The 26,902-nt window shown below is 56.8% G+C and carries 22 protein-coding genes; 10 read left to right on the top strand and 12 right to left on the bottom strand.

The window, feature by feature from the left end; all coding sequences use genetic code 11:
* Positions 1-22: 22 nt before the first annotated feature.
* The 3 genes from RB2501_RS09030 to RB2501_RS09040 form a co-directional block, all read right to left on the bottom strand.
* Positions 23-2,215: a M28 family metallopeptidase gene (locus RB2501_RS09030; RefSeq protein WP_015754484.1), complete on the bottom strand. Its 2,193-nt coding sequence runs from the start codon at positions 2,213-2,215 to the stop codon at positions 23-25.
* A gap of 129 nt (positions 2,216-2,344) precedes the next feature.
* A complete protein-coding gene (locus tag RB2501_RS09035) occupies positions 2,345-3,646 on the bottom strand; it encodes a Zn-dependent hydrolase (RefSeq protein WP_015754485.1) in 1,302 nt (433 codons plus the stop codon).
* Between the two features lie 32 nt (positions 3,647-3,678).
* The gene (locus RB2501_RS09040) at positions 3,679-5,136 is read right to left on the bottom strand and encodes a glycosyltransferase (RefSeq protein ID WP_015754486.1); all 1,458 of its coding nucleotides are present in this window, start codon (positions 5,134-5,136) and stop codon (positions 3,679-3,681) included.
* 92 nt (positions 5,137-5,228) lie between these two features.
* Between RB2501_RS09040 and RB2501_RS09045 the strand changes: the two genes are divergently transcribed.
* Positions 5,229-5,849 carry a trimeric intracellular cation channel family protein gene (locus RB2501_RS09045; protein ID WP_015754487.1) on the top strand — a complete coding sequence of 207 codons (621 nt, stop codon included), beginning with the start codon at positions 5,229-5,231 and terminating at the stop codon, positions 5,847-5,849.
* Here RB2501_RS09045 and RB2501_RS09050 read toward each other — a convergent pair whose 3' ends face one another.
* Positions 5,850-6,596, bottom strand: coding sequence for a peptidylprolyl isomerase (locus tag RB2501_RS09050; RefSeq protein ID WP_015754488.1), 747 nt, complete (start codon positions 6,594-6,596; stop codon positions 5,850-5,852).
* Here RB2501_RS09050 and RB2501_RS09055 point away from each other — a divergent pair.
* Positions 6,595-7,236 carry an NUDIX hydrolase gene (locus RB2501_RS09055; RefSeq protein WP_015754489.1) on the top strand — a complete coding sequence of 214 codons (642 nt, stop codon included), beginning with the start codon at positions 6,595-6,597 and terminating at the stop codon, positions 7,234-7,236. The two genes, RB2501_RS09050 and RB2501_RS09055, sit on opposite strands and share 2 nt — an antisense overlap.
* A 26-nt stretch (positions 7,237-7,262) precedes the next feature.
* Positions 7,263-8,093 carry a lysophospholipid acyltransferase family protein gene (locus tag RB2501_RS09060; RefSeq protein WP_015754490.1) on the top strand — a complete coding sequence of 277 codons (831 nt, stop codon included), beginning with the start codon at positions 7,263-7,265 and terminating at the stop codon, positions 8,091-8,093.
* A 58-nt stretch (positions 8,094-8,151) separates the two neighbouring features.
* Here the strand turns inward: RB2501_RS09060 and RB2501_RS09065 are convergent, their stop codons facing one another.
* The 4 genes from RB2501_RS09065 to xerD form a co-directional block, all read right to left on the bottom strand.
* Positions 8,152-8,802, bottom strand: a complete 651-nt coding sequence (locus RB2501_RS09065) for a hypothetical protein (RefSeq protein ID WP_015754491.1) — start codon at positions 8,800-8,802, stop codon at positions 8,152-8,154.
* A 4-nt stretch (positions 8,803-8,806) separates the two neighbouring features.
* Positions 8,807-9,301, bottom strand: coding sequence for an RNA polymerase sigma factor (locus RB2501_RS09070; protein ID WP_015754492.1), 495 nt, complete (start codon positions 9,299-9,301; stop codon positions 8,807-8,809).
* A gap of 105 nt (positions 9,302-9,406) precedes the next feature.
* Positions 9,407-10,819, bottom strand: a complete 1,413-nt coding sequence (locus RB2501_RS09075) for an amidohydrolase (protein ID WP_015754493.1) — start codon at positions 10,817-10,819, stop codon at positions 9,407-9,409.
* Positions 10,820-10,896: 77 nt separating this feature from the next.
* The gene (xerD, locus tag RB2501_RS09080) at positions 10,897-11,799 is read right to left on the bottom strand and encodes a site-specific tyrosine recombinase XerD (RefSeq protein ID WP_015754494.1); all 903 of its coding nucleotides are present in this window, start codon (positions 11,797-11,799) and stop codon (positions 10,897-10,899) included.
* 154 nt (positions 11,800-11,953) lie between these two features.
* Here xerD and aroQ point away from each other — a divergent pair, with 154 nt between their 5' ends.
* Positions 11,954-12,373 carry a type II 3-dehydroquinate dehydratase gene (aroQ, locus tag RB2501_RS09085; RefSeq protein WP_015754495.1) on the top strand — a complete coding sequence of 140 codons (420 nt, stop codon included), beginning with the start codon at positions 11,954-11,956 and terminating at the stop codon, positions 12,371-12,373.
* On the opposite strand, the gene RB2501_RS09090 is transcribed toward aroQ, so the two are convergent.
* The 4 genes from RB2501_RS09090 to RB2501_RS09105 all read right to left on the bottom strand — a co-directional run bounded on the left by RB2501_RS09090 (position 12,370) and on the right by RB2501_RS09105 (position 15,368).
* Positions 12,370-12,648 (bottom strand): DUF3817 domain-containing protein, encoded by a 279-nt coding sequence (locus tag RB2501_RS09090; protein ID WP_041327144.1) that lies wholly within the window; start codon positions 12,646-12,648, stop codon positions 12,370-12,372. The two genes, aroQ and RB2501_RS09090, sit on opposite strands and share 4 nt — an antisense overlap.
* Positions 12,649-12,671: 23 nt before the next feature.
* Positions 12,672-14,063: a dihydrolipoyl dehydrogenase gene (gene lpdA / locus RB2501_RS09095; RefSeq protein ID WP_015754497.1), complete on the bottom strand. Its 1,392-nt coding sequence runs from the start codon at positions 14,061-14,063 to the stop codon at positions 12,672-12,674.
* A 66-nt stretch (positions 14,064-14,129) separates the two neighbouring features.
* On the bottom strand, positions 14,130-14,639 hold the full coding sequence (gene msrB, locus RB2501_RS09100) for a peptide-methionine (R)-S-oxide reductase MsrB (RefSeq protein WP_015754498.1): 510 nt from the start codon (positions 14,637-14,639) through the stop codon (positions 14,130-14,132).
* A 150-nt stretch (positions 14,640-14,789) separates the two neighbouring features.
* Positions 14,790-15,368, bottom strand: a complete 579-nt coding sequence (locus RB2501_RS09105) for a hypothetical protein (protein ID WP_015754499.1) — start codon at positions 15,366-15,368, stop codon at positions 14,790-14,792.
* Positions 15,369-15,660: 292 nt separating this feature from the next.
* On the opposite strand from RB2501_RS09105, the gene RB2501_RS09110 reads away from it, so the two are divergent.
* The 6 genes from RB2501_RS09110 to RB2501_RS09135 all read left to right on the top strand — a co-directional run bounded on the left by RB2501_RS09110 (position 15,661) and on the right by RB2501_RS09135 (position 26,897).
* Positions 15,661-17,184 (top strand): MFS transporter, encoded by a 1,524-nt coding sequence (locus tag RB2501_RS09110; protein WP_015754501.1) that lies wholly within the window; start codon positions 15,661-15,663, stop codon positions 17,182-17,184.
* A 100-nt stretch (positions 17,185-17,284) separates the two neighbouring features.
* Positions 17,285-18,679, top strand: coding sequence for an alpha-amylase family glycosyl hydrolase (locus tag RB2501_RS09115; protein WP_015754502.1), 1,395 nt, complete (start codon positions 17,285-17,287; stop codon positions 18,677-18,679).
* Between the two features lie 130 nt (positions 18,680-18,809).
* Complete coding sequence (locus RB2501_RS09120; RefSeq protein ID WP_015754503.1) at positions 18,810-20,747, top strand: alpha-1,4-glucan--maltose-1-phosphate maltosyltransferase; 1,938 nt, start codon at positions 18,810-18,812, stop codon at positions 20,745-20,747.
* Between the two features lie 3 nt (positions 20,748-20,750).
* Positions 20,751-22,427 (top strand): maltokinase N-terminal cap-like domain-containing protein, encoded by a 1,677-nt coding sequence (locus RB2501_RS09125; protein WP_015754504.1) that lies wholly within the window; start codon positions 20,751-20,753, stop codon positions 22,425-22,427.
* Between the two features lie 19 nt (positions 22,428-22,446).
* Positions 22,447-24,342 (top strand): 1,4-alpha-glucan branching protein GlgB, encoded by a 1,896-nt coding sequence (gene glgB, locus RB2501_RS09130; protein WP_015754505.1) that lies wholly within the window; start codon positions 22,447-22,449, stop codon positions 24,340-24,342.
* Between the two features lie 155 nt (positions 24,343-24,497).
* The gene (locus tag RB2501_RS09135) at positions 24,498-26,897 is read left to right on the top strand and encodes a glycoside hydrolase family 31 protein (RefSeq protein WP_015754506.1); all 2,400 of its coding nucleotides are present in this window, start codon (positions 24,498-24,500) and stop codon (positions 26,895-26,897) included.
* Positions 26,898-26,902 lie beyond the last annotated feature (5 nt).

Below are 26,902 nucleotides of genomic sequence, written 5' to 3' on the forward strand. Positions count from 1 at the left end.
GTTTAGTTTAGTTTGGATTCATTCAGGGAGCCAGGTCATGGATTTGCTGCAGGTACGCCTTCATGCCGTCCAGGGTCCCGGCCAGCCGGTTTATCTGTTCCCGGGCTTCGTCCCATTTTTTCTGTTCGATGGCCTCCCGCACGCCGGGGAGGGTTTTTACCCCGTAACCCGTATAGAATCCGGGAGCGTAAATCTGATGTTTGTACCAGGACCTCCGGGGCAGGCCTTCCGCATCCGTCAATTGTTGTTCGGCATGCATCAAAAGGTCGTTCAGGCGTTTCCGGCCCGCCGGTGCGAGCTTGGTAAAATCCTTCCCGGACAAACCGGAAACCGTTTCTTTCAAGCCGGCCAGGGCATTCTGCAAGGGGGAGAAGTCCAGGTAGGGGACCGCGGCTTTGAGTTCGGGGTCTGCTGTCGGCTCAGTTGGGTCGGCCGCGAGGCGGTACGCGTTGCGCTCCACGAGACTGTTGTGTTTTTCTACTTCTGCCCGGAGGTTATCGGCTGTTTGCATTACCTCCTCGAGGTATTCGTTGACGGTGGCATGCCAGGGTTTGAAGTCGAACGGCAGGATTTCGGCATTGGCCAGCCGGAGGACAATCCGGCCAGCGGTTTTTGCCAGGGCCACCCCGTAGCGGAACCCGGGGTCTTTAAACCGGGTGTAATGCGCATAGGTATCGTAGATGGTGTGGTACTCCCCCCCGGCATTTTCACCTCCGAAACCGAGGTTCAGGGATGCGATTCCGGCATGCTGGATAAACGGGGTATAATCGGAACCCGACCCCAGGGCGGAAAGGGCGAATTCGGCATCGCCACCCCGGGTAAGCTGGGCTGCTATCCGCCGTTCTTTTACCGAAACATCCGTTTGCGGGTCCGGGACATCCCCGGCCACCTGCGTCACCAGGGTTTGCAGCGAATGGGATCCGCCGGCTCCCAGGAAACCCCGGCCGTTGCCGTCGGTGTTGATATAGGCCACTGCTTTTTCGCGCAGTTCGGCCAGGTGGTCTTCCACCCATTCCGTGGAGCCAATCAACCCGGGCTCTTCAGCGTCCCAGGCGCAATAGACCACCGTACGGCGAGGGCGTTTGCCATCTTTGGCGAGCTCCCCGATAGCCCGGGCTTCTTCCATCAGGGCCACCATCCCGCTAACCGGGTCTGCGGCGCCGTGGACCCAGGCGTCGTGGTGGTTGCCCCGGATGACCCATTGGTCTGGGAATTCGCTCCCCTTGAGCGTGGCAATAACGTTGTGGGCGGGTTGCAGCGACCATTCAAATTCCAGCTTGAGGCGAACTTTTGCCGGACCGGGCCCGATGTGGTAGGTTAGTGGGAGGGCGCCCCTCCAGGAATCCGGGGCTACGGGTCCGCCCAGGGCTTTCAGCAGGGGCTCTGCATCCGCGTAGGAAATAGGCAGTACCGGGATCTTTGTGATGGTCGGCGCTTCTTCTTTGTCGAGCCGTTCGGCATCTTCGGTAGCCCCGTAGCCAGGCGTGAGTACGTCCCCGGGGTAGAGCGGCATATCCATGACGGAACCCCGCTGCACACCCGTGGCATTTTTAAAAGGACCTTTTGGGTAGACGTCGCCTCGGTAATACCCGTCGTCTTTCGGATCGGAATAGATGATGCAGCCAATGGCGCCTTTCTCAGCGGCCAGTTTCGGTTTGATCCCCCGCCAGGATCCGTAGTATTTTGCGATGACGATCTTCCCCTTCACGTCGATCCCGAGTTTTTCCAGTTCCTCGTAGTCGGCCGGTACCCCGTAATTGACAAATACGAGTTCCGCTTCCACGTCCCCGTCCGTGGAAAAAGCGTTGTAGGAGGGGAGGAGGGCATCCCCCTGGGCCGTATACGGATCCCCTTCAACGGCCACCGCTTCCAGGGCAGCGGTAAAAGGTTCCGGGGCGGTCATCTCCAGGAGGCGAACCCGGGGGTAGGGAAAGAGGACCTGGTAAGTATCGATCCGTGCATCATACCCCCAGGATTCAAATTGTTTTTTCATCCAACGGGCATTCTCGGCCCCGGCCTCGGTTCCCACCCAGTGGGGCCGGTCGGCCATCCGTTTCATCCAGTCGTCCAGGTTTGCTACCCGAAGCTCGGCGTCAAAAGCCGCTTCAATTTGCTGCTGTTTTCTGGCAGCTTCCGGGCTGAAACCAACCATGTCCTGGGCGTGCGATCCCGTGGCGGCCATCAGGAACAGGCCGGCGATAATCCAAATTCTCATAAAATACGTGTAAATGATACGCGTAAAGATAACTGATTTTTTCAGGGCGGGCCAACCCGTTCGGATAGTCCTCGTCCAACGCTTTTGGCAGGTCGGGTTCCCGGCAATAGGACTGGGAATCATTGGTTTTTAGTTGTCTTGCTGGTCCAGTTTCAGCAGCGTGTGCATCAGTACGTTGGCGCCGTTGGCCATATCGGCAGCCGAGGTGAATTCGTCCGGGGAATGACTGATACCCCCCTGGCTCGGGACAAAGATCATGCCCACGGGTGCGATCAGGGCAATATCCTGGGCGTCGTGCCCGGCCCCGCTCCGCATTTTCCGACTGCTCAGGCCCAGCTGGCCGGCGGCCCCGGAGATTGCCTGCTGGATGGCGGGTGCTGTCAGCGCGGGTTTCCCGGTGGTGTCCAGGGCTTCAAATTCAAATGACGTCCCCGACGAGGCCGCAATGCCGATGGCCCGATCCCGGATTTTCCGATAGAGTTCCTGGATGACGTCGGTAGACAGGTCCCGGATCTCCAGGCTGAGCACCACCCGTCCGGGGATGACGTTCGGAGCCCCGGGGTAGGCCCGGATGCGACCCACGGTTGCCACCTGTTGGCCGTCCATGGCCAGGGCTTCCTCATTGACCGCCTGGATAAACCGGGCGGCGGCGAGCAGGGCATCCCTGCGCAGGTCCATCGGGGTGGTCCCGGCGTGGTTTGCCATTCCGCGCACAGTGACGTCCCACCAGTTTAACCCGACGATTCCTTCGACGATTCCGATATCCTCTCCTTCCCGGTCCAGGATTCCCCCCTGTTCTATGTGCAGTTCCAGGAAAGCCGCCAGGCTTCCCTTTTCACGGCGAGCCTCGTCCAGCCTGAGCGTGTCACCGCCCAGGCGCTGGATGCCTTCGCCCATGGTGTAGCCGGTACTGTTCGCCACGGCGAGCGCCCCGGGAGATAATTCCCCGACCATGGCCCGGCTACCCATCACCCCTCCTTCCTCGTTGGAAAAGACGATGACCTCCAGGGGGTGGCGGGTAAGCCGGTTGTTTTCGTGAAGCGTACGCGCTACCTCGATGGCTGCCAGGGACCCCACGCAACCGTCGTAATTGCCCCCATTGGGGACCATGTCGATATGCGACCCCATCGCCAGGGGTTTAAGGCCCGGTTCTGTTCCCGGGCGGGTTCCGATCAGGTTCCCGGCTGCGTCTGTACGTACGGTTAACCCGGCTTCGCGCATCAGTCCCCGGACATACTCGCGCCCGGCAAGGTCGCCGTCGCTGAAAGCCACCCGGTTGGGTTGTCCGTCGGCATCCCGACCGTATGTGGCGAGCTGCATGAGCGTCGCCTCCAGGCGGTTGGCATCGATGCGCAGGTTTTCCTGAGCGTGCAGGGTGCACGCCAGGAGTAATAGTATTGTAAGGGCAAGGATTTTCGGATGTCGGGTCATCGGTAGTAGTCGTTGGGAAGTAAATTTTTTGCCTAAACGGCACTTAGCAATCGGAGCCAGGATTCGATCTGGCTGAAAAGGGTAAATCGTTCCACCACCCGGGTCTGGGCATTGAAGCCCCATTTATCGAGCTCTTTCTGGTGGCTGAGCATGTATTCCATGGCGGCGGCGAGACGCGGGATATCGGTTGGGTCCGGGTTGATGGACCCGGTTTCCCCGTGATTTACCTGGAATTTCAGGCCCGCGGCCCCGGAAACGAGCACGGGCGTGCGTTTCCACATGGCTTCCGTGGCTGTCAGCCCGAAACCTTCCTGGATGGAATTCTGTACTACGATGACAGAATACCGCTGCAGCGCATTCACGATCAGGGCATTTTCCTTTGGGTTGTCCAGGGGGAGGAGCATCAGGGCGATATCCTTTTGGATCTCCCCGTCCAGCGACTGGTAGTATTCGATAAGTTCCTTGAGGACTTCGGCCCCTTCGGGGTCGTCCGTCACAAAAAGCGGGTCCGGCCCGCCCAGTACCAGGCGAGACATATGAATCCGCTTGTAGTCCAGCGCATCCTTATCCGTGCGGCGGGCATTGGTTTCCTTCATATAGACAAAGGCTTCCATGAGTTGCTTAAAGCCCTTCAGCCGGTCCCAACGGGAAATTTCCGTAATTATCGGGCGGTAGATAAGCTGAAAATCGTCCGGGTGGTTGACCTGCCCGAAACTTCCGTCTGGCATCACCCGCCGAACCTGGTGTTTGTAGGCGTTGTAAAGGCGTGGTTCCCTGGATTCAATCAGGCCGGCCTGCACCAGGATGCTCAGGCATTTGTGCATCTGGAGCATGCGGTTTTTATGGCTCAGCGGGTCGATGGCCGGGGGAATCAGTGCGGTTCTCCCGGAAATTTCGGGGAGTACGTACTCCTGCAGGCTGAACACAAAATGGTCGTAATCGCCAAAATAGGGCTGCAGGAAACTCCATACGGCCCGGGTAACCTCATTGGATTCGTCCAGCCCGATATGGCACCTCCAGACGCAGCGGACATCCCGGTGTTTTTTGAGCATGCCCGCCAGCGGCATGGGCTGGGGATCGTGGATCACCACCACATCCCCGTCCTGTATGACGTCCAGGGCCTGTTGGAGGTTGTGCCGGTTTACCCGCTCATAGGGGTCCCGGTCGGATTCACTGAATTTTCCGTCCCCGCTGCCGTGGATGGCATTGTGGATGCGTTTGGTGATATTGAAGAATTCCACATCGTCCGTCTCAATCACCATCCATTCGATGGAAACGCCCATGGCGCGCATGATGCGCATTTGACTCGGGACCATTTCTGCCACCCCGCCGCCGGTGGCGGTGGAATTGATCATCCAGATGGTTTTTCCTTTGAGTTTTTCTACATATTGGGGGACGGTTTCCAAAAAGGAGTCCACAGTGCCCCTCAAACTGCTGTAAGCCTGGTAGTCTTCGAGTTTGGGGCCTGTCTTGATTTCGATCTTTCGCATAGTTGGTATTTGGTGTCGGTTTAAAAGGTACAAAACTCCATCGAATCCTGCGCCTCTGTCGAATTTCCTTAATTTGCCGCCAAAAGATCACGATGCTCTATACGACGGTTGATATGCTCGGGGTGATTGCCTTTGCGATATCCGGGGTGCTGGTAGCCATGGAAAAGCGCCTGGACCTTTTCGGGGTCGGAATCATCGCCATGGTTACCGCCATCGGGGGCGGGACCATCCGGGACCTGCTCGTCGGCGAAGTCCCGGTAGACTGGATGCGCCACGCCTATATCGTTTACGTCATCCTCCTGACCACCGTCCTGGCGGTGCTTTTCCAGAACCGCCTGAAGAACCTGCGCAAATCGCTCTTCCTGTTCGATACGATCGGGATTGGACTCTACACGCTCGTGGGGATTGAAAAGGGCCTGGCAGCCGGGTTGTCGCCGGTCATTTGCATTGCCCTGGGTACCATTACGGCCTGCTTCGGCGGGGTGCTCCGCGACATCCTCTGCAATGAAATCCCGGTCATCTTCCGCAGGGAAATCTACGCCTCGGCCTGTATTGCCGGGGGCATCCTGTTCTTTGTCCTCCTGGCCGGGGGGATCGATCCGGGTTATTGCAACATCGCGGGTATCCTGACGGTCATCCTCATCCGGCTGCTCGCGGTACGCTTCCATATCGGGATGCCGAATATCTACCGGGACCGCGGTCCGGCAGGTTAATCAATCCAGCACTTCCGCCTTGCGGATGTAGATGTTTTTCATCGGCCAGTCGCCGTCGTCCGTTTCCACCTGGTTGATAGCGTCCACCACATCCATGCCTTCGACCACCCGGCCAAAGGGCGTGTATTCCCCATCCAAATGGTAGGAGCCCGGATCCGTCACCACGATAAAAAACTCGTAAGGCGAAGCGAGCATGTGCGGGTTATCGATTTCGCTGGACGGCATGGAGACGGTTCCCCGGTGGTGCCGATGGCCCTTCCGCGTATCCGGGGGCAGCAGGTACCGGCCGATATCCGAGCGTTTCCGGGCGGTTTTGACATTGTCCGCATTGCCCCCCTGGATGATGAAATCCTTTACGACCCGGTGGAACATTGTACTGTCGAAGTACTTTTTTCGGGTCAGGTAGATGAAATTGGCTTTGTGGTAGGGGACGTTGTCGAACAGTTCGATGGTAAAACTCCCGAGGTCCGTGGTCAACCGGACCCGGCTTGCCTGCAGGTCTTTCTGGTAGTCGAAAAAGAAATCGATGGCATTCTCCTCGGTAAGCTCAAAGGCGTCGGTGGAATCCGCCACCTGCTGCCCGGCAGTTCCTACGGGATTTTCGCCGGTCGTATCCCGGGCTGCACTATCTGTCGATACCGTTCCCGGATCGGGCGATTCGGGCTTATTTTGTTTACTTTGTTCCCTGCAGCCGGCCAGGAGGGCCAAAAGCACAAGTGCCCGGACGGCCGTTTTGAGTAAAGTCATGAATTTCGAGGATTTTTCCAGTTCGCTTTCAAAAATAGAAAATCTTCCCCTACCGGGCAGCAGGGCGCATCTTGCCATGGCCCCGGAATTGCGGATCCGCGAACTCGCGGGGTTGGATTCACAGCGAAAATCGCCCCGCAGAGCAGGGGTGCTCGTGTTATTCTACCCGGGGCATGATTCGGGAACCCGCCTGTTGCTCATTAGGAGGCCGTCCTACCCGGGGGTCCACTCCAACCAGATTGCCCTGCCCGGCGGCAAGGAGGAGGCAGACGACCCGGACCTGCAGCATACCGCCCTGCGGGAAGCCCGGGAGGAAGTGGGGGTACCCCCCCGGCAGGTCCGCGTAGTGCGCGCGCTGAGCCCGGTATATATTCCTCCCAGCAATTTTGAGGTCAGCCCGTTTGTGGGCCTGAGTGCCGGGCGGCCGGATTTCCGACGGCAGGAGTCCGAGGTGGCCGAGCTGATCGAAGTCCCTGTGAACCAGTTGCTTTCCAGGGAATTCCTGGAGGTGCGACGGATGACAACCTCGTACGCAACGGACATTGAGGTACCCGCCTTTCTGCTGAACGGCCATGTGGTATGGGGGGCGACAGCCATGATGCTCAATGAGCTGAAAAGCCTCCTGAAGGAGGTGCTCTGAACCTATTTTTGTATTTTAGCCTTCCTATGGGATTATTTAAAAAGAATCCATTCGGACATATCCTGTTCCTGAAAAAGTGGTTGATCCGCGTCATGGGGCTGTTTACGCACCAGCGGTACAAAGGCTTCAACAAACTGGAGATCGAGGGCTCGGACGTCATTCGCTCCCTTCCGGAGACCGGGGTGCTTTTTGTCAGCAACCACCAGACCTACTTTGCGGACGTGGTGGCCATGTTCCACGTCTTTAATGCGAGCCTCAGCGGGCGGGAGGACTCCATCAAGAACATCGGCTATCTCTGGAACCCGAAACTCAATATTTACTATGTGGCCGCCAAGGAGACCATGGGAAAGAGTCTGCTGACCAAAATTCTCGCCTATGCGGGTTCAATCAGCATTGAGCGGACCTGGCGGGCGGAGGGCAAAAACGTCAAGCGGCAGGTAAAGATGAGCGATATCACCAACATCGGCACCGCCCTTAAGGACGGCTGGGTGATCACCTTCCCACAGGGCACCACGACCCCGTGGAAACCCCTGCGGAAGGGGACGGCCCACATTATCAAAAAATACAAGCCGGTGGTGGTCCCGGTTGTGATCGACGGGTTTCGTCGCTCCTTCGACAAAAAAGGCCTGTACATCAAAAAGAAGGGGATCCTCCAGTCCATGGTTATCAAACCACCGCTGGAGATCGATTACGAAAATGAATCGGTGGATGCGATTATCGAAAAACTCGAATACGCCATTGAGCAGCACCCGTCTTTCCTGAAGGTGATCCCTATGGAAGAGCTCAAGGCCTATGAGGCGGACCATAAAAACCGACGGTGGCGCCCGAATAAAGCCAAGACCCCCGTCGGGGAATAGACAGCAACTTCATAAGAGTCCTGCCCCGGATAGAAAACGCCTGCCCCGGATGGGCCGGTTAACCCTCCATGCGGCGGAGGTCTTTGTAATTGCGGTACAACTTCCGGGTGAGCAGCCCGTAGAGCAAAAAGTAAATCCCGCCCATTACCGCCGTAAATACGATGCCGGCCACCGACATAATGCCCACCACAATCCATTTCAGGCGATCCGGGTCTACCTGGCCGTCCGGATGCAGGTGGAGCGCTTCAATCAGATCGTCGCTTAAGACCATCCCCCAGATAAACACGCCGAAGAATACCAGGATCATGCTCAGGCAGAATACCACGTAATTCCGAACGGTTTTCCGGGTGCGGATAATGCGGTTCATCAGTTTGCCTGCGCTGTCGAGCACGGAAATTTCCCGGTAGCGCTTATAAAATTGCAGAATAAAATAGAGGGCCACCCCGTACTGGATGACCGTTAGTACAATCAGCGGGATCCGGATCCCCAGGCTGCCGGCCACGTCGTAATTCATCCCGCTGCGGAAGGAAGGCAGGAGATAGAGCAGGTGGGGGACAATAAATTCGATGATGCTGATGTAGAAAATCCAGCGGACCACCGACGAGGATTTTTTCCAGATCATCCGGTGGATCTCGTCATAGGTCAGGCGGGGCATTTCCTTCTCCCGCTTCTGCCAGTCCTGTTTCAGTAATTCCAGTTCATCCATCATAGCTTCAGGGGTTGAGAATGGTTCGAAGTTTGGTTTTGATCCGGCTCATCTTTACGCGCGCATTTACCTCGCTGATGCCCAGGGTATCCGAAATCTCGGCGTAGTTTTTATCCTCCAGGTACAGGAATACCAGGGCCTTGTCAATATCCCCCAGTTCCCGGATGGCGCTGTACATCAGGTTGAGCTGCCGTTCCTGTGTTGGGTCGTATTCCTCGGCTTTCACCTTGTACAGTACCGTATCAAAGGCCTGCGTTTTAGGCTGTTTCCTGGATTTTCGGTACAGCGTGATGGCCGTATTCAGCGCCACGCGGTACATCCAGGTGCTGAACTTGGAGTCTCCCCGGAATTTCGGGTAAGCCTTCCAGAGCTGGATGGTGATCTCCTGAAACAGGTCGTTGTGGGACTCCCGGTTATCCGTGTAAAGGCTGCAGACCTTGTGCACGATATTTTGGTTGGCTTCCAGTTCGGAAACAAATTGATGTTCCAGTTCTTTCGTCACGCGGGTTGGTTATCGTAAAGATTGGTAGCCCAATTGGGCGAAATGTTACATCCGGAAACTAAAAAAAGGGATCCCGGGGGATCCCTTCAGCCCGGAAGTATCGCGTTAGTCCCGGTAATTCAGCGCGGGTTCCCGGTCTCCCAGGAGCGGGACATATTTAAAGTCGGAGCCCCGGCGTTCCAGGAATTCCGCCCGGGCGGCCTGGAGGGTTTCCGGGTCTTCGTACAGGTCGATGGCGGTTTTTGCCAGGGTCTTGGCGGCGATCATCATGCCTTTCAGCCCAATCGAGGTTCCGCCGGCAGCTACTGCCTGCCAGGAATGGGCCGGGGTGCCGGGGACCCATGTGGCTGTGCTGAGCCCCACGGTTGGTACGGCAAAACTCACATCCCCCACATCCGTGGAACCATAGGCCCGGGCCGTTTCGCGGAACGGCATCACGGTGGCGGCTGTCTCGGCATCCAGGGACTCCTGCCCCAGGGAGGCGGCGATCTGCTCGGCAAAGGCTTTTTCCTCGGGCGTATAGGTCATCCCGCCGATCTCCACCAGGTTCTCGTACATCATGCGTTGCAGGGCCAGGTTCGGCAAGAGCTCGTGGGTGCCCCCGATCATTTCATAATCCATGGTGGTGCCTGTGCCCAGGGCAGCCCCTTCCGCAGCTTTCACGATCCGGTCGAATACCTCGACAACCACGTCCCGGGTGTTGTGGCGGGCGTAGTAGTAAACCTCCGCGAAGTCCGGCACCACGTTGGGGGCCTTGCCGCCGTCGGTGATCACATAGTGGATCCGGGTCTCCTGGGGAATGTGTTCGCGCATCATGTTCACCATCATGTTCATCGCCTCCACCCCGTCCAGGGCGGAACGGCCGCGTTCCGGAGACCCGGCTGCGTGGGCCGAAACCCCGTGGAAGCGGAATTTGGCCGATTTGTTGGCCAGGGCGGCACCCGCATTGGCGGCATTCATGGAACCGGGGTGCCAGTGCAGGGCGGCATCCAGGTCATCGAATAGCCCGGCTCGCGTCATGTACACCTTCCCGGACCCGCCTTCTTCGGCAGGACACCCGTAAAAACGAATGGTCCCCTGGCCCCCGTTAGCCCGGATCCAGTCTTTGACGGCAATGGCTGCGGCTGCAGACGCCGTTCCGAATAGATGGTGGCCACAGGCATGGCCTGCAACCCCGCCGGCCGGTTCCTTTTTCGGGACGGCCTTCTGGGATAAACCGGGCAATGCATCGTATTCGCCCAGGATCCCGATTACCGGCGACCCGCTCCCGTATTCGGCTACAAATGCCGTCGGGATGCCGGCTACGCCTTTGCGGATGCTGAACCCGGCGTCTTCCAGGGTCTCCTGGAGCAGGGCGGCGCTCTGTTCTTCCTGATAGCCCATTTCGGCCCAGTCCCATATCTGCAGGGCGATGTCGGCATACTCCCCGGAACGGGCATCCAGTTGGTTCATAACGTCTTCCTGGGCGGTAGCCACCAGGGAGGCAGCCCCCAGGATCAAAGTGTAAATCTGTCTCATCGGTTGTGTTTTGTTGGAATGCCTAAAGATACGAATTCAGCGTTCCTGAGGTAAGGAATTCCCGGGTCCATGTCGCCCTAGCTGAATTTCCGGGGATGGTGCTCCCGGACCACCTCGGCCAGGTGGGTTCGGTCTACGTGCATATAAACCTCTGTGGTGGTGATGCTTTCATGTCCCAGCATTTGCTGGATGGCCCGGATATCCGCCCCATTCTGTAACAAATGGGTGGCAAAGGAATGCCGGAAGGTGTGCGGGCTGACGTTTTTCCGGAGGCCGGCCCGTGCGGCCAGGTCCCGGATTATGGTGAAAATCATGGCCCGGCTGAGCCCCCGGCCCCGTCGATTGAGGAACACGACGTCCTCAAAGCCGGCTTGCGGCTGTTGGTGGGGGCGTACTTCGCGGATATACCGGAGGATACATTCCCGGTTATAGGGCCCAATCGGCACAAACCGGTCTTTGCTGCCCTTGCCGGTTACCTTAATAAAGCCCTCGTCAAAAAATAAATCGCTCAGGCGGAGCCCCAGCAACTCGGAAACGCGCAGCCCGCATCCGTAAAGGGTCTCCAGGATCGCCAGGTTGCGTTCGCCCTCCGGGGCCGACCGGTCGATCTCCGCTACCAGGCGGTCGATTTCTTCCACGGAGAGTGTGTCCGGAAGCTTTCTTCCCAGTTTGGGCGCCTCGATGAGGTCCATGGGGTTGTCCTTGCGATACCCTTCAAAAATCAGGTAGCCGAAGAAGCCCTTGAGCCCCGAGATCAGCCGGGCCTGCGAACGGGCCTTCAGGTCGGTGCCAACATGGTGGATAAAGGCCTCGATATCTTTTCGGTCGATGGATTTGGGTGTGATACCCGGTTCATTTTCCGCGAGGTATCCGGCCAGTTTGCGGACATCCCTGCGGTAGCTCCGAACGGAATTCTCGGAAAGCCCCCTTTCCAGCCGAAGGTAGTGCAGGTAATCCGTTATGGCCTCTTCCCAGTTCACCTCCCAAAGATAACGGTTACCCTCCCAAAGACAACGGCTCCGCGCAGGTCCCGTTCCATTTTGGCTATTTCGCGCTGGCTCCGGCTTTGTTTGATGCATCCACTTCGGATGCTGCTGCCCGGGCCGCTTGCGGTTTTTTGCTACATTTACCCCCATGAAGCTCATCATCATCAACGGACCCAACCTGAACCTGCTGGGCAAGCGGGAACCGGAGGTCTACGGCAACACCACCTTTGAAGCGTATTTCAGCGAATTGCAGTTTCGGTTCAATGACGTGCAGCTCGAATACTTCCAGTCGAATATCGAAGGGGAAATTATCGGCAAGATCCAGGAAACGGGATTTGATTACGACGGCATCATCCTGAACGCCGCCGCCTATACCCATACCTCAGTCGGGATTGGCGACGCCGTCAGGGCTGTGGAAACCCCGGTGGTGGAAGTCCATATTTCCAACGTAGCGGAAAGGGAGTCCTTCAGGCACGCATCCTATGTCTCTCCCGGAGCCAAAGGGGTCATCTTTGGATTCGGGCTCAAAGGCTACGACCTGGCTATCCGGAGTTTCCTCCCGGATTAGACCTTGCCGAGAAAGCGGCTGTCCAGGTAAAACGTGCCAAAGGGCAGGAGGGAGGCCAGCAGAAGCCAGGCGAGGATCTTCCACCCCCATCCCTGTTCCTTCCACACCACCAGTGCGAGCGCCACATACCCGATAAAAAGGAATCCATGTGCGTACCCTACATATTGGTTGGGCTCACCAATACCCGCCCAGTATTTCAGCGGCATGGTAAGGCCGAAAAGCAGCAGGAAGCTGATGCCTTCCAAAATTGCGAGAATCCTGAAAATCGATAGCATAGGGGCGCGGCCGGACCGGGGTATTACAAGTGGATTACTTCGTCATAGGCATCTGCCACGGCTTCCATGACCGCCTCGCTCATAGTGGGGTGCGGGTGCACCGCTTTGAGGATTTCGTGCCCGGTGGTTTCGAGTTTCCGGCCCACTACGGCTTCGGCAATCATGTCGGTGACCCCGGCCCCAATCATATGGCAACCGAGCCACTCCCCGTATTTTGCATCGAAAATCACCTTGACGAAACCATCCGGGTTTCCGGAGGCCTTCGCCTTGCCGCTGGCTGAAAACGGGAACTTACCCACCTTCACGTCGTATCCCGCTTCCCTTGCCTGGGCCTCCGTCATCCCGACGGACGCCACTTCCGGCATGCAATAGGTACAACCGGGGATGTTGCCGTAGTCCAGGGGTTCTACGTGCATACCTGCAATTTTCTCCACGCACAGGATGCCTTCGGCAGAGGCCACATGCGCCAGGGCAGGCCCCGGGGTGACGTCGCCGATGGCATAGTATCCCGGGATGTTGGTCTGGTAATAGTCATTGACCATGATCTTGTCGCGGTCCGTGGCAATTCCCACGTCCTCGAGCCCGATATTTTCGATATTCGTCTTGATTCCCACAGCCGACAACACGATGTCTGCCTCCAGGGTTTGTTCCCCCTTGGAAGTCTTGACGGTGGCCTTGACCCCGTCCCCGGATGTATCCACCTTGGTGACTTCCGAGGAAGTCATCACCTTGACCCCGGCCTTTTTAAAACTGCGTTCGAGTTGCTTGGAAACTTCCTCGTCCTCAACAGGGACGATATTCGGCAGGAATTCCACCACGGTTACCTCAGTGCCCATCGCGTTGTAGAAGTAGGCAAATTCGATACCGATGGCCCCGCTCCCTACGACGATCATCTTTTTGGGTTGCTTCTCCAGGGTCATCGCTTCGCGGTACCCGATGATTTTCTTCCCGTCCTGGGGGAGGCTCGGGAGTTCACGGCTCCTCGCGCCCGTAGCGATGATGATATGCGAGGCCTCGTAGGTGGTTTCCTTGCCGTCGGCATCTTTGACGCTTACTTTTTTCCCCGGTTTCAGCGTGCCATAACCTTGGAGCACTTCAATTTTATTCTTCTTCATGAGGAACTGCACGCCTTTGCTCATCCCGTCGGCCACGCTACGGCTCCGCTTTACCACGGCCCCGAAATCCTTATCGGCGCCTTCCACGCTGAGGCCGTAATCGCCTGCATGTTGCAGGTATTCAAACACCTGGGCCGATTTCAGCAGCGCCTTGGTGGGGATACAGCCCCAGTTGAGGCAAACGCCCCCCAGGCTTTCCTTTTCTACAATGGCGGTTTTAAAACCGAGTTGGGATGCGCGGATGGCGGTTACATACCCGCCGGGCCCGCTGCCGAGAACTAGTACGTCAAAGCTGCTCATAGATGAATTGTTTCGCTGATTTTTCACGGGCAAAGGTACGAAACCCATCCGAATGCTACCGGGGGTTTATTGCGCCGGGATAAAGTCCAGGGCGGCACCGTTGATACAATGCCTTTTACCGGTGGTTTGGCGGGGGCCGTCGTCGAAAACATGGCCCAGGTGACCACCGCAGACCGCGCAGTGTTCTTCCGTCCGGGTCATCCCGAAGGCGGTATCCACACTATAGGCCACATTGCCCTCAATTTCCCGGTCGAAACTCGGCCAGCCGGTCCCGGAATCGAATTTGTGTTCGCTCCGGAAAACCGGGGTCTGGCAACCGGCGCAGACGTAGGTCCCGGCCTGTTTGTTATTCAGCAAGTCGCTGGACCCGGGGTTTTCCGTTCCGGCTTTGCGCAGGATGTAGAATTCCAGTTCCGTCAATTCCGCCCGCCACTCGGCTTCGGGTTTCTGTACTTTAAAATTTTCGGCTACGGCCGGCCCGTCCTGGGTCGTTGCAGCGTCTTTTTCCCCGGATTGCCCCCGGCAGCTCGCAAGGAGCAGGGCAGCAATCAGGAAGCAGATGTATTTCAATTTCATAGAGGTGTTTTTTTATTCGACGAAACTGTCGGGCATTCCTTTCAAATATACGCCATAAAAAACCCCCGGGAATGCCGGGGGGTGTTTCGTTGATGGTATGGCGCAGTGCCATGGGGCATCCGATTCGCCCTGCCCGCGTCCTGCCCCGGGTTATTTTGGGGAAACCACGGGGATATCCGCTGCCTGTACATTCATGTAGTCCAGGACAGCCTGCATATCGGCCACGTCGATTCCTGCCTGGCTTACCCCGTCGGCGGGGAGGATCGCGATCCGGAAGGTCTGGTTATCCGTATCCGCAGGCGGCAGGGTGCCCAGGTCAAAATCGGCTTCCATGAAAATACTCACATCCAGGAAGGTGTGGTCGTAATTGTACTGCAGGATACCCTGGTCCAGCAGGCGGGTCTGGGGCAGGAGGCGCCACAGGTCAATCGGGGCGCCGCCGTCCGGGTCGTCGAGTTGGTCCCAGAGGATATAGACCAGTACCACATCCGTTTCAAAGACTTCCACCGACGGCGCATCCACTGCGAATTCAGAGAAGAGACTGTAGTCGTTTCCGGGGGTGAAATCACCGGTGATATCGTAAACCTGGCCCAGGATGTTGACACCGTCCAGGCCGTCGAGCCCGTCTACCCCATCAAAACCGGGGGGGCCGGGAGGGCCGGCAGGACCCTCACAGGAACTGATTACAAGGACCAGTATAAGACTGAGAAGTGCGTTGATTTTTTGCATAATGATCGATTTTTTTGGTTTTGACGGAACTGGAAAGGTCCCGTTTTCACAAGGTAAAGACAAAAAGCGTTCCAAAAATGTTATTTAAGGACGTCGTATACCGGGATTGGTGGATTCCAACGGGTTTGGAAAAAGTAAAAAAACCGGGGAGACGGGGTCCCCGAATACCCCCGGAAGGAGGTTGCCACCTATCGCAGCCGGGGGTATTTCCGCTGGGATTTTCCCTATATTTAAGTGCCGCACACGCCAAACGGCAAGGCGGCCAGCCAATTGAATCGAGAACGACTCGCCCATGAAGAAAAAACGCCTGAGTTTCTGGGAAATCTGGAATATGAGTTTCGGATTCCTGGGTATCCAATTCGGATTCGCCCTGCAAAATGCCAATACCTCCCGGATATTTGAAACCCTCGGGGCGGAAATAGACCAGATCCCCATCCTCTGGATAGCAGCGCCGGTTACCGGCCTGGTGGTGCAGCCTATCATCGGGTATTTCAGCGACCGCACCTGGACGCGGCTGGGCCGCAGGCGCCCCTATTTTCTGGCCGGGGCCATCCTGGCCTCTATCGCCCTGTGCATCATGCCGAATTCACCTGCCCTGTGGGTGGCAGCGGGAATGCTTTGGATCATGGATGCCTCCATCAACGTCGCCATGGAGCCGTTCCGGGCCTTTGTAGGGGACAACCTTCCCGGAGACCAGCGAACCCTGGGCTTTGCCATGCAGAGTTTCTTTATCGGTTTGGGCGCCGTGGTGGGCTCCGTGATGCCCTATGTGTTTACCAATTGGCTGGGGATCAGCAATACGGCACCGGAAGGGGTGATCCCGGATTCGGTAAAATGGTCGTTTTATGTCGGGGGGGTCGTCTTCCTGACTGCGGTTCTCTGGACCGTCTGGCGATCCCGCGAATACAGTCCGGAAGAATTGGAGCAATTCGAGGAGAACCGGGATTTCCCCGCCCCCGACCTGTCTCCGGAGGAAAACGAGCGGCGGATTGCCCGGTTGCGGCAGTATGGTATCATGTTCCTGGCCGCGGGGTTGCTCGCTACGGCCATCCCGTATTATTACAATTTGCAAAAAGAACTCTATGTCCTCACCGTGGGCTTTGCCCTGGTTGGCATCCTCTTCCTGGCGGCGTCTGCTATTCGGCGCCGGAAGGGCCGCAATGGTTTTGTGACCATCATGTCCGACCTGCTCAATATGCCGGACACCATGAAACAACTTGCCTGGGTCCAGTTTTTTTCCTGGTTCGCACTTTTTTCCATGTGGATCTATACCACCCAGGCGGTTACCGGACATGTCTACGGCACCCGGGATACGACCTCCGAACTTTACAATGACGGGGCAGACTGGGTAACTGTGCTTTTCGGGGTGTATAACGGGGTGGCCGCTGTAGTGGCGTTCCTCCTGCCGGTCCTGGCCAGGAAGACGAGCCGGAAGATCACCCATCTGATTGCCCTAACCCTGGGCGGGTTGGGCCTGATGTCCGTGTATTTCATCACCGACCCGGACTGGCTGCTCCTGTCCATGGTCGGCGTGGGAATTGCCTGGGCCAGTATCCTTTCGGTGCCTTACGCGATGCTCGCCGGCGCCCTGCCCCCGAAAAAAATGGGATACTACATGGGGGTGTTCAATTTTTTTATCGTTATCCCGCAAATGGTGGCTGCCACGATCCTTGGGTTCCTGGTCAGCGGCCTGTTCGGGGGAGAGCCCGTGTATGCCCTGGTTGTGGGCGGCTTGGCGATGATCCTGTCGGGATTGCTGACGCTCAGGGTACGCGACCGGCGCGCCATCGATTTGGCCGGGATGACCAAAAGCTGATCGCCCGGTGCTTTGTGGCAAGGGTTCTGGGGGTTTCCACACGGAGCCGCCGCCAGGGGCGGTGACGCGAGATCAACCCGATGAAAAGAACTGCCAACAAATGGAAGACGCTTCAAATACTGCCATAGACACCCCGGTACCCGATTGGTTGCAGTGGTCGAACCTCTACGAGGTGAACCTGAGGCAATATACGCCGGAGGGTACATTTGCCGCGTTCCGGAACCACTTACCGCGGCTGCGGGATATGGGGGTCGATATCCTTTGGTTTATGCCGGTGCAACCCGTTAGCCGGGAACGAAGGAAAGGCCCGATGGGCAGCCCCTATGCACTTTCAGATTACCTGGCTACAAACCCGGATTTCGGGTCTTTCGAGGAGTTTTGCCAGCTCGTGGAGGAGATCCACCGCCTCGGTATGCGCGTGATCCTGGACTGGGTGCCAAACCACACGGGTTGGGACCACAGCTGGATCCGGGAGCACCCGGACTGGTATATCCGGGGGGATAGTGGTAAAATAATCGACCCGGTGAACCCGGTCACGGGGGAATCCTGGGGATGGACGGACGTGGCGGCCCTGGACTATGGAAACCCGGAGATGCGCCAGGCGATGATAGACGCCATGACCTATTGGGTCCGGGAATCCGGGATCGACGGGTTTCGGGCGGACGTGGCCCATGGTGTCCCGGTCGATTTCTGGGAGGAGTGTACGCGGACCCTGTATGCGATCAGGCCGCTTTTTATGCTGGCGGAAGCCGAGGACTCCGAATTGGTGAATTCCGGGTATTTCACCGCAGATTACGGCTGGGACATGCACCACCTGTTCAACGAAATAGCCAAAAGCCTGGGGGGCGCAGCAGGGGGAAGGCAACTCGATCAGGGGAATATAGCGGCATCGCCCGGGGAGGACTCAACAGCCACAGCGGATGCCCTGGAAATCGACCGGCAACTCAGCCGGCAGGCGGAAAGGTACCGGCGCGGCCTGAAGATGTATTTTACTTCCAACCACGATGAAAACGCCTGGGCGGGAACGGAGTTCCGGCGTATGGGCGCTGCCCACCTTGTCTTTGCCGTCATTGCCGCCACGCTTCGGGGGATCCCCCTGGTTTATTCCGGGCAGGAAGCCGCCATGGACCGCCAACTGGCTTTTTTTGAGAAAGACGAAATTTCCTGGGGGGACTACCCGTATACTGATTTTTACAAGGCGTTGAATGAATTGCGGCACCGCAACCGGGCCCTCTGGAATACGGAGGGAGGGGGGCGCGTGGTTAAAATCCCGACGGGGGTGGACCGTTGGGTCTATGCCTTTACAAGGGGTTTTGAAACAGACCGGGTAGTCGTCGTCTTAAACCTTTCGACCCACCCGAGGGAGGCCGTATTGGGCGGGCTGGGCTATTCCGGGGAGTACAAGCGGATATTCGGTGGGCAAAGCGGATTTCTGGGGCCCGGGGATACACTGGTACTGGAGCCGCTGGAATACCGGGTGTATTCAAACAGGTAAAGCCGTGGCGTTGCGTTCAACGGCTCCGGCTCGCCCGCACCTAATTGGCCCGGGTTCCCGCGGGTTTCGCCAAATCTCAGGAATTGGTTACATTTAGAGACATACCAAGCAGACAAACAAGCAGACAAATATGTTCCGACAAGAACGCGTAGTTATCGATGCCGTGAGGCCCCAGTTGGACTGCGGCAAATTTTTTATCAAACGGGTGGTAGGGGATACCGTGGAGGTATCCGCCGACATCCTTCCGGACGGTCACGACGTAATGCAGGCCGAGGTACTCTACAAACACCAATCGGAGCGGCGTTGGGACAGCGTGCGGATGCTGCCCCTGGAAAACGACCGTTACCAGGCCTCCTTTACCGTTGCCAAACAGGGATTCTATCAGTACAAGGTCTGGGGATGGGTGGATTACGCCCTGAACTGGCAACACGGGATCGGGGCAAAGATCCGGGACGGGCAGCACGTCCGGAGCGAATTGCTCGACGGGGTGCAATACCTGGAACACCTGGCCAAAGATGCCGGAAAAGCCGACCGGGCTTATGCCAGGGACCTGATCCCGGTATTTGAGGATGCAGACCGGTACGACCAGGCGGTGGAGGCCGCGGTTTCCGACCGCCTGCACGAGCTCTTTATGGAGCACCCGGAGCGCCGGCTGGCAAATACCACGGAACCCCTGGAGGTTTACGTAGACCGGAAGAAGGCGGAGTTCAGTACGTGGTACGAGTTTTTTCCGCGTTCGGCTTCCCCGACCCCCGGAAAACACGGCACCTTCGCGGATTGCGAGCGGTTGCTGCCCCGGATTGCGGAGATGGGTTTCGACACGGTCTATTTCCCCCCGATCCACCCGATCGGGGAAAAGAACCGGAAAGGCAAAAACAATACCACCGAGGCGGAGGAAGGGGACTGCGGGGTCCCCTGGGCCATCGGGTCGCGCCACGGCGGGCACCGGGCCATCCACCCGGAACTGGGAACCGAGGAGGATTTCCGGCAGTTGGTCCGGAAAGCCGGGGAACACGGGTTGGAGATCGCCATGGACCTGGCCTTCCAGGCAGCCCCGGACCACCCGTACATTGCGGAGCACCCCGAATGGTTCCGCAAGCGGCCGGACGGCACGATGCAGTACGCGGAAAACCCGCCGAAGAAATACCAGGACATTGTCAACTTTTATTTCGAAACACCCGCATACAAGGCGCTCTGGAAGGAATTGCTGGAAGTAACCCTCCAATGGGTCGGCTTCGGGGTAACGATTTTCAGGGTGGACAACCCGCATACAAAACCCTACTATTTCTGGAACTGGCTGATTGCCGAAGTCAAAAAGAAACACCCGGACGTCCTGTTCCTGGCCGAGGCGTTTTCCCGCCCGAGGATCATGCAGCAACTGGCCAAACAGGGCTTTTCCCAGTCCTACACCTATTTTACGTGGCGGGAGCACAAACAGGAGCTGATCGACTATATGGTGGAGCTCACCCAAACGGATATGCGGGAGTACTACCGGCCGAACTTCTGGCCGAATACCCCGGACATCAACCCGCACCACCTGCAGAACGCGGGGGAAGCGATCCACCTGATCCGCTATGGGCTGGCAGCCACGCTCTCGGGGAATATTGGGATCTACGGGCCCGTTTTTGAGTATATGGCCAATGCCCCGCTGCCCGGCAAGGAGGAGTACCTGGATTGCGAGAAGTACGAGATCCGCCACTGGGACTGGGGGGTGAAAAACAAACTGACGCACGTCATTTCCAAGGTGAATGCCATCCGCCGGGAACACCCGGCCCTGCAACAGACCAACAACATCTATTTCTGCGGCCTGGAAAACCCGCAGATGCTGGCCTATTATAAGTGGGATCACTTGCGCCAGGATGAAATCCTGGTGGTTATCAGCCTGGACCAGTTCGGCAGCCAGAGCGGGTTTGTGCGCATCCCCTGGGAAGCCATGGGGCCGAATTCCGGCGGGGCCCTGGAAGTGGTGGATTTGATGACCCAGACCAGCTATCGATGGGACAAGGAATGGAACTACGCGGAGTTGCATCCCGGCCTTCCTTTCCATATCTTTCATATCAGAAGATAGGTCATGGCGAAAAAAGCAGCAGAAGCAAAGCAGCAGAAAGGGTCCGATAGCGCGGAGGCCCCGGCACAGGAAGCCGTCCAGGTGGAAGGGCTCCAATTTGATATCCCCTGGGAACAGCTCATGGACGACGAGCGGTTCGTGGAGGTCTTCCTTTCGGATGTGCTGGAAAACTACGTGGTGCAGCAACGCTGGTACGGGGGCAAGTCCAGCACGATGAAGTATATCGAACTGCAGGAGTACTTCAGGATTCAGCACAACGAGGAGGTGTATTACGGCCTGCTCCTGGAGGTCAATTTCGAGGAGGCCTTCTACCAGCATTATTTTTTGCCTATTGCCTTTGTATCGGATGAGAGCTTTGCGGAAAGAGACCGGATCCTGCCCCTGGCGATCCGCGGCCAGGAGGGCTTTATCATCGATGCAGTCAATTTGGAGGCATTCCGACGGCTGGTCTACGAACGCATCCTGATGGCGGAACCCAACGACACCACCCGCGTGCGGTACCACAAGAGCACGGAATTTCGGGGCACCCCGTACGAGTCATCGAAATTTATGGGGCTCGAACAGAGCAATACCTCGATCATTATCAACGGGAAGTCCGTCATCAAGTTCTTCCGCCGGATTTACGCCGATAAGAACCCGGACTACGAAATGAGCCGGTTCCTGTCCGAACGAAAAGGCTATAAGAACACCCCGGCTTATCAGGGGAGCCTCAGTATCATGGACACGGACAACGTCAATGTGACCATTGCGCTCATGCAGGAACTCGTCCCCAACCAGGGCGATGCCTGGGACTATATGCTCAAAGAGCTGCACAAAATCTTCTGCAACCTCGAATACAAGGGGATCCGGGTGGACCGCCTGCCGAAACTCGAGCTTTTCCAGCGGATCAATTCGCGGCAGGTACCTCCGGAAATCATCGACTGGGCCGGTCTCGGCGTTTTTCTGAAACTCCAGAAACTGGCGCAGCGAACGGCGGAAATGCACATTGCCCTGGGTTCAGAATTCGAGGATACAGCATTTACGCCCACCCGTTTTAACGGGGATTATGAAGTATGGTTAAAAAACCGGCTCCTCTACATGTTCCAGAACCGGCTGAACATGGTGGAGAACAACCTGGGACGCCTCGAGGGGCAGGCCCTGGAACTCGCCAATGAATTTTTGGAGCGGAAGAATGAAATCCGGAAGCGGTTTGTCAATTTCGACTGGACCAAACTCAAGGGGGAGCGGTTGCGCGTACACGGCGACTACCACCTGGGCCAAATCCTCGTGCAGGGGGATGATTTTTTCCTGCTCGATTTCGAGGGGGAACCAGAGAGCACCATCCGGGACCGGAAAGTGAAACAACCCCCTTTGAAGGATATTGCCGGAATTTTCCGTTCCTTCCACTACGCAGTGTACGCCACCATTTTCGACAACCCGGGCAAGTATCCGTACCCCCAGGACGAACTTTTTGCCGCGGGCGAGCTGCTATACCGGTATTTTGTGGGGGTTTTCCTGGACACATACGTTCAGATGATCCAGGACCACAACATCAACATCGGCTATAGTGCCGAGCGGATTTTCCTGCTGAAATACTGCATGCTGGAGAAAGCCGTTTACGAACTGGGATACGAAATGAATTCGCGCCCGGACTGGGCTGTAATCCCCCTGGAAGGCATCCGGAGTATCATTAACGATTAACAAAACACAACAACTGACTATGGGCAAAGTTATCCCGCATAGCTTTTTTACGGAATTCGATATCAATCTGTTTAAATCCGGGAAGCACTACCGGCTCTACGAGAAAATGGGGTCCCACCTCACCGAAGTGGATGGTGAAAAAGGCGTGTATTTTGCTGTATGGGCGCCTTCGGCCAAATCGGTTTCCGTGGTCGGCGACTTCAATTACTGGCTGGAAGGAGAGCACCCCCTGAACGTCCGGTGGGATGAAAGTGGCATATGGGAAGGCTTTATCCCTGGCCTGGACCAGGGTACGCTTTATAAATACAAGATCCATTCGCATGTCAATGACGTCAAAACCGAAAAAGCGGATCCCTTTGCGCGGTATTCGGAGCACCCGCCTAAAACAGCCTCCGTTGTTTGGGCGGATGACCACAAATGGAAGGACGGGACCTGGATGAAAAACCGGGCCGGGCACAACGGGCTGGACAAACCGTATTCCGTGTATGAAGTCCATTTGGGTTCCTGGAGGCGAAATGCAGACAACGAATTCCTGACGTATCTGGAATTGGCCGACCAGCTTGTGGAATACGTCAAAGAGATGAACTTTACCCATGTGGAATTTATGCCGGTCATGGAGTTCCCCTACGACCCTTCCTGGGGGTACCAGCTAACGGGGTATTTTGCGCCCACTTCCCGCTTTGGGAAACCGGAGGACTTCAAGGTACTCGTGGATGCCCTGCACCGGGCCGGCATCGGGGTGATCCTGGACTGGGTGCCGTCCCACTTCCCCGAAGATGCCCACGGGCTGGGGAATTTTGACGGGTCGCACCTTTACGAGCACCCGGACCGGCGAAAAGGCTACCACCCGGACTGGAAGAGCCTGATCTTCAATTACGGCCGGAACGAAGTGCGCGCCTTCCTGATCAGCAACGCCCTCTACTGGCTGGACCACTTTCACGTGGACGGGTTGCGGGTGGATGCCGTAGCCTCCATGCTCTACCTGGACTACTCCCGGGAAGAAGGGGAGTGGGAGCCCAATATGTACGGCAATAACGAACACCTGGAAGCCATCTCCTTTATCCGGGAGCTCAATGCGCAGGTCTATGGGAACTACCCGGGGGTGCAAACCATCGCGGAGGAATCCACAGCCTTCTCCAAGGTAACCAAGCCGGTGGATGTCGGCGGATTGGGCTTTGGTATGAAATGGATGATGGGCTGGATGCACGACACCCTGGAATACTTTAAGAAGGAACCCGTTTACCGGAAACACCACCAGAACGATATTACCTTCAGCATGACCTATGCGTTTACCGAAAACTTTATGCTGCCGTTTTCGCACGACGAGGTGGTGTACGGGAAACAATCGCTGCTCTACCGGATGCCCGGGGACGAATGGCAGCGGTTTGCCAACCTGCGGCTGCTGTTCGGCTATATGTTTACCCATCCGGGGTCCAACCTGCTTTTTATGGGGGGGGAATTCGGGCAGTCGTCCGAGTGGAACTTCCAGCAGAGCCTGGACTGGCACCTCTTGCAGTACGATTTTCACAAAGGGGTACAACAGGTGGTCAGGGACCTCAATACGCTCTATCGCGAACAACCCGCCCTGTATGAAAAGCAATACAGCCACGAGGGATTCCGGTGGATCGACTACGGGGATGCGGAGAATTCCGTCCTCACCTATATGCGCATGGGGAACGAGCCCAAAGACTACCTGATCATCGCCTGCAACCTGACGCCGGTGCCCCGGGAAGGGTATCGGATCGGGGTGCCCAAAACCCGGCAGCTGAAGGAATTGTTCAACAGCGACGCCGAGAAATACGGGGGCAGCGGCATGGAAAACGGCGTGGCAAAGATCAGCAAAACCCCCTGGCACGGTTTCGACCGGTCTGTTGAAATTAACCTGCCGCCCCTTTCGGTAGTGGTTTTCCGGTAAATGAATGGTAGAATGTTCCCGGGTGCCAGCCAGCAGATTACAGCAAAACCGGCTTGGGGAACAGTCGCAAACGTTATCGTTCATATTTGACGGGGGAAACATTTCCTATTCTCGCCGTATTGTCTTTTTTTTGTGAGGCTTTAATATAACCGACTATGATCACCAATACGGAACTGGAGTACAAAGGCAATTTGTATCCCAATCAAGTGGTGGACTACCATACGGACTCCGGGAAATTTTATTTTACCACAGACAACGGGGTCGTCCTGGAAATCACCGTTTTACGGAATAGCGCCCTACGCTTCCGTTATGCCACGGATTATAATTTCGAACCCGATTTTTCCTATGCGATAGCCCCGGATGCCACCGGGGGTTACAACGAATTGCGGGACGAGGAAACAGAATCGGATTACCGGATCTTCACCTCCCGCCTGCAGGTGCTGGTAGACAAGAAGAGCCTCCGGGTGCAAATATCCGACCTGGAGGGCAACATCATCAACGAGGACGAACTGGGATTCCACTGGGAAGAGAATTACGCCTTTGGGGGAAATACCGTAAAAATGAGCAAGATTACCCAGTCTTCGGAGAGCTTTTACGGGATGGGCGACAAGGCGACCCATTCGAACCTCAAGGGACGGCGCGTCAACAACTGGGTTACGGACCAGTACGCATTCGGCAAGGAGCAGGACCCGCTTTACAAGGCAATCCCCTTCTACATTGGCCTGCACAACAACCAGGCCTACGGTATTTTCTTTGACAATTCCTTCTGTACCCATTTTGATTTTTCGCATGAACGCCGCAACGTAACGAGCTTTTGGGCCGACGGGGGGGAGATGAATTATTACTTCTTTTACGGCCCGGCCATATCCAAAGTGGTGCAGTCCTATACGGACCTTACCGGCACCCCGGAACTTCCGCCCCTGTGGGCGCTGGGGTACCACCAGTCCAAGTGGAGCTATTACCCGGAAAAACGCGTTCGGGAACTGGCCAAAAACTTCAGGAAACTGCAAATTCCCTGCGATGCGATCTACCTGGATATCGATTACATGGATGGGTTCCGGTGCTTTACCTGGGATAAGAAGCGCTTCCCGAACCCGAAGAAAATGATTGGCGACCTGGAGAAGGACGGGTTCAAGACCGTGGTGATGATCGACCCGGGGATCAAGGTAGACCGGAACTACTGGGTGTACCAGGAAGGCCTGGAAAACGATTACTTCTGTAAACGCGCGGACGGCCCGATTATGCATGGGAAAGTATGGCCAGGGCCCTGTAGTTTTCCGGATTATACGAATCCGGAAGTCCGGGAATGGTGGGCCGGACTGTACGAGGACTTCATCAAGGATAGCGGCTTGCACGCCGTGTGGAACGATATGAACGAACCGGCCGTGATGGAAGTCCCCACCAAAACAGCCCCCCTGGATATGCGCCACGACTATGACGGGAACCCCTGCAGCCATCGGAAGGCCCATAATATCTACGGGATGCAGATGGTCCGGGCCACGTACGAGGGGGTCAAGAAATTCGTCTTTCCGAAGCGTCCTTTTGTGATTACGCGGGCGGCCTACGCTGGGACCCAGCGCTACGCCTGTACCTGGACCGGGGACAACGTAGCAACCTGGGAACATTTGTGGATTGCCAACGTTCAGGTCCAGCGCATGTGCATGAGCGGCTATTCATTTGTCGGCTCGGATATCGGGGGCTTTGCAGAACAGCCCAACGGGGAACTCTTTGCCCGGTGGGTGCAGCTGGGGATATTCCACCCCTTCTGCCGGGTGCATTCCAGCGGCGACCACGGCGACCAGGAACCCTGGTCGTTTGACGAGGAAGTGACCGGGATAGTCCGGAAATTTATCGAACTCCGGTACCAGTTGCTGCCCTACCTCTACACGAGCTTTTGGAAATACGTCAAGGAAGGCGTCCCGATGCTCAAACCCCTGGTGTATTACGACCAGGAGGATACGCAGACACATTTCCGCACAGACGAATTCATCTTCGGGGACCAGATCCTGGTCTGCCCGATCCAGGAGCCCAATGCCAAGGGCCGCCGGATGTATATCCCGCGGGGGAAGTGGCACAATTTCTGGACCGGGGAAATCGTGGAAGGCGGGAGCGAAAAATGGGTGGTGGCCGACATCGACAAGATCCCGATCTTTATCCGGGAGGGGGCCATTATCCCGAAATTCCCGGTGCAGCAATACGTGGGGGAGAAGAAGCTCGAACAGATGGAGCTGAATGTCTATTACAAACTGGGGCAGGAGCAATCGACGCTTTACGAGGACGCCCAGGACGGCTACGACTACAAAAAGGGCGGGTACAGCATCCGGAATTTCCGATTCAGCGGAAAGGAAAAGGAGGTAATCCTGCAACAATTCAAGGACGGTTCCTTTATCACCTCCTATGATACCTTTAAGATCAACCTGGTGGGCCTGCCGTTCCGCATCAAAAGCGTCGAGATCGACAATGAAAAGGTCCCGTTGAAAGAGCTTCGCATCAACGGGGACAACACCATTGAAATCAGCAAAAATTTCAGCGTATTGCACATAAGCGGGACTTGATTTTT

Origin of the sequence: Robiginitalea biformata HTCC2501 (assembly GCF_000024125.1) — a bacterium.
GTDB classification, from domain to species: domain Bacteria; phylum Bacteroidota; class Bacteroidia; order Flavobacteriales; family Flavobacteriaceae; genus Robiginitalea; species Robiginitalea biformata.

Excerpts from the sequence above, each read along its gene's own strand:
- RB2501_RS09030 (WP_015754484.1), bottom strand. The coding sequence starts at position 2,215 with ATGAGAATTTGGATTATCGCCGGCCTGTTCCTGATGGCCGCCACGGGA.
- RB2501_RS09035 (WP_015754485.1), bottom strand. The coding sequence starts at position 3,646 with ATGACCCGACATCCGAAAATCCTTGCCCTTACAATACTATTACTCCTG.
- RB2501_RS09040 (WP_015754486.1), bottom strand. The coding sequence starts at position 5,136 with ATGCGAAAGATCGAAATCAAGACAGGCCCCAAACTCGAAGACTACCAG.
- RB2501_RS09045 (WP_015754487.1), top strand. The coding sequence starts at position 5,229 with ATGCTCTATACGACGGTTGATATGCTCGGGGTGATTGCCTTTGCGATA.
- RB2501_RS09055 (WP_015754489.1), top strand. The coding sequence starts at position 6,595 with ATGAATTTCGAGGATTTTTCCAGTTCGCTTTCAAAAATAGAAAATCTT.
- RB2501_RS09050 (WP_015754488.1), bottom strand. The coding sequence starts at position 6,596 with ATGACTTTACTCAAAACGGCCGTCCGGGCACTTGTGCTTTTGGCCCTC.
- RB2501_RS09060 (WP_015754490.1), top strand. The coding sequence starts at position 7,263 with ATGGGATTATTTAAAAAGAATCCATTCGGACATATCCTGTTCCTGAAA.
- RB2501_RS09065 (WP_015754491.1), bottom strand. The coding sequence starts at position 8,802 with ATGATGGATGAACTGGAATTACTGAAACAGGACTGGCAGAAGCGGGAG.
- RB2501_RS09075 (WP_015754493.1), bottom strand. The coding sequence starts at position 10,819 with ATGAGACAGATTTACACTTTGATCCTGGGGGCTGCCTCCCTGGTGGCT.
- aroQ (WP_015754495.1), top strand. The coding sequence starts at position 11,954 with ATGAAGCTCATCATCATCAACGGACCCAACCTGAACCTGCTGGGCAAG.
- RB2501_RS09090 (WP_041327144.1), bottom strand. The coding sequence starts at position 12,648 with ATGCTATCGATTTTCAGGATTCTCGCAATTTTGGAAGGCATCAGCTTC.
- lpdA (WP_015754497.1), bottom strand. The coding sequence starts at position 14,063 with ATGAGCAGCTTTGACGTACTAGTTCTCGGCAGCGGGCCCGGCGGGTAT.
- msrB (WP_015754498.1), bottom strand. The coding sequence starts at position 14,639 with ATGAAATTGAAATACATCTGCTTCCTGATTGCTGCCCTGCTCCTTGCG.
- RB2501_RS09105 (WP_015754499.1), bottom strand. The coding sequence starts at position 15,368 with ATGCAAAAAATCAACGCACTTCTCAGTCTTATACTGGTCCTTGTAATC.
- RB2501_RS09110 (WP_015754501.1), top strand. The coding sequence starts at position 15,661 with ATGAAGAAAAAACGCCTGAGTTTCTGGGAAATCTGGAATATGAGTTTC.
- RB2501_RS09115 (WP_015754502.1), top strand. The coding sequence starts at position 17,285 with ATGGAAGACGCTTCAAATACTGCCATAGACACCCCGGTACCCGATTGG.
- RB2501_RS09120 (WP_015754503.1), top strand. The coding sequence starts at position 18,810 with ATGTTCCGACAAGAACGCGTAGTTATCGATGCCGTGAGGCCCCAGTTG.
- RB2501_RS09125 (WP_015754504.1), top strand. The coding sequence starts at position 20,751 with ATGGCGAAAAAAGCAGCAGAAGCAAAGCAGCAGAAAGGGTCCGATAGC.
- glgB (WP_015754505.1), top strand. The coding sequence starts at position 22,447 with ATGGGCAAAGTTATCCCGCATAGCTTTTTTACGGAATTCGATATCAAT.
- RB2501_RS09135 (WP_015754506.1), top strand. The coding sequence starts at position 24,498 with ATGATCACCAATACGGAACTGGAGTACAAAGGCAATTTGTATCCCAAT.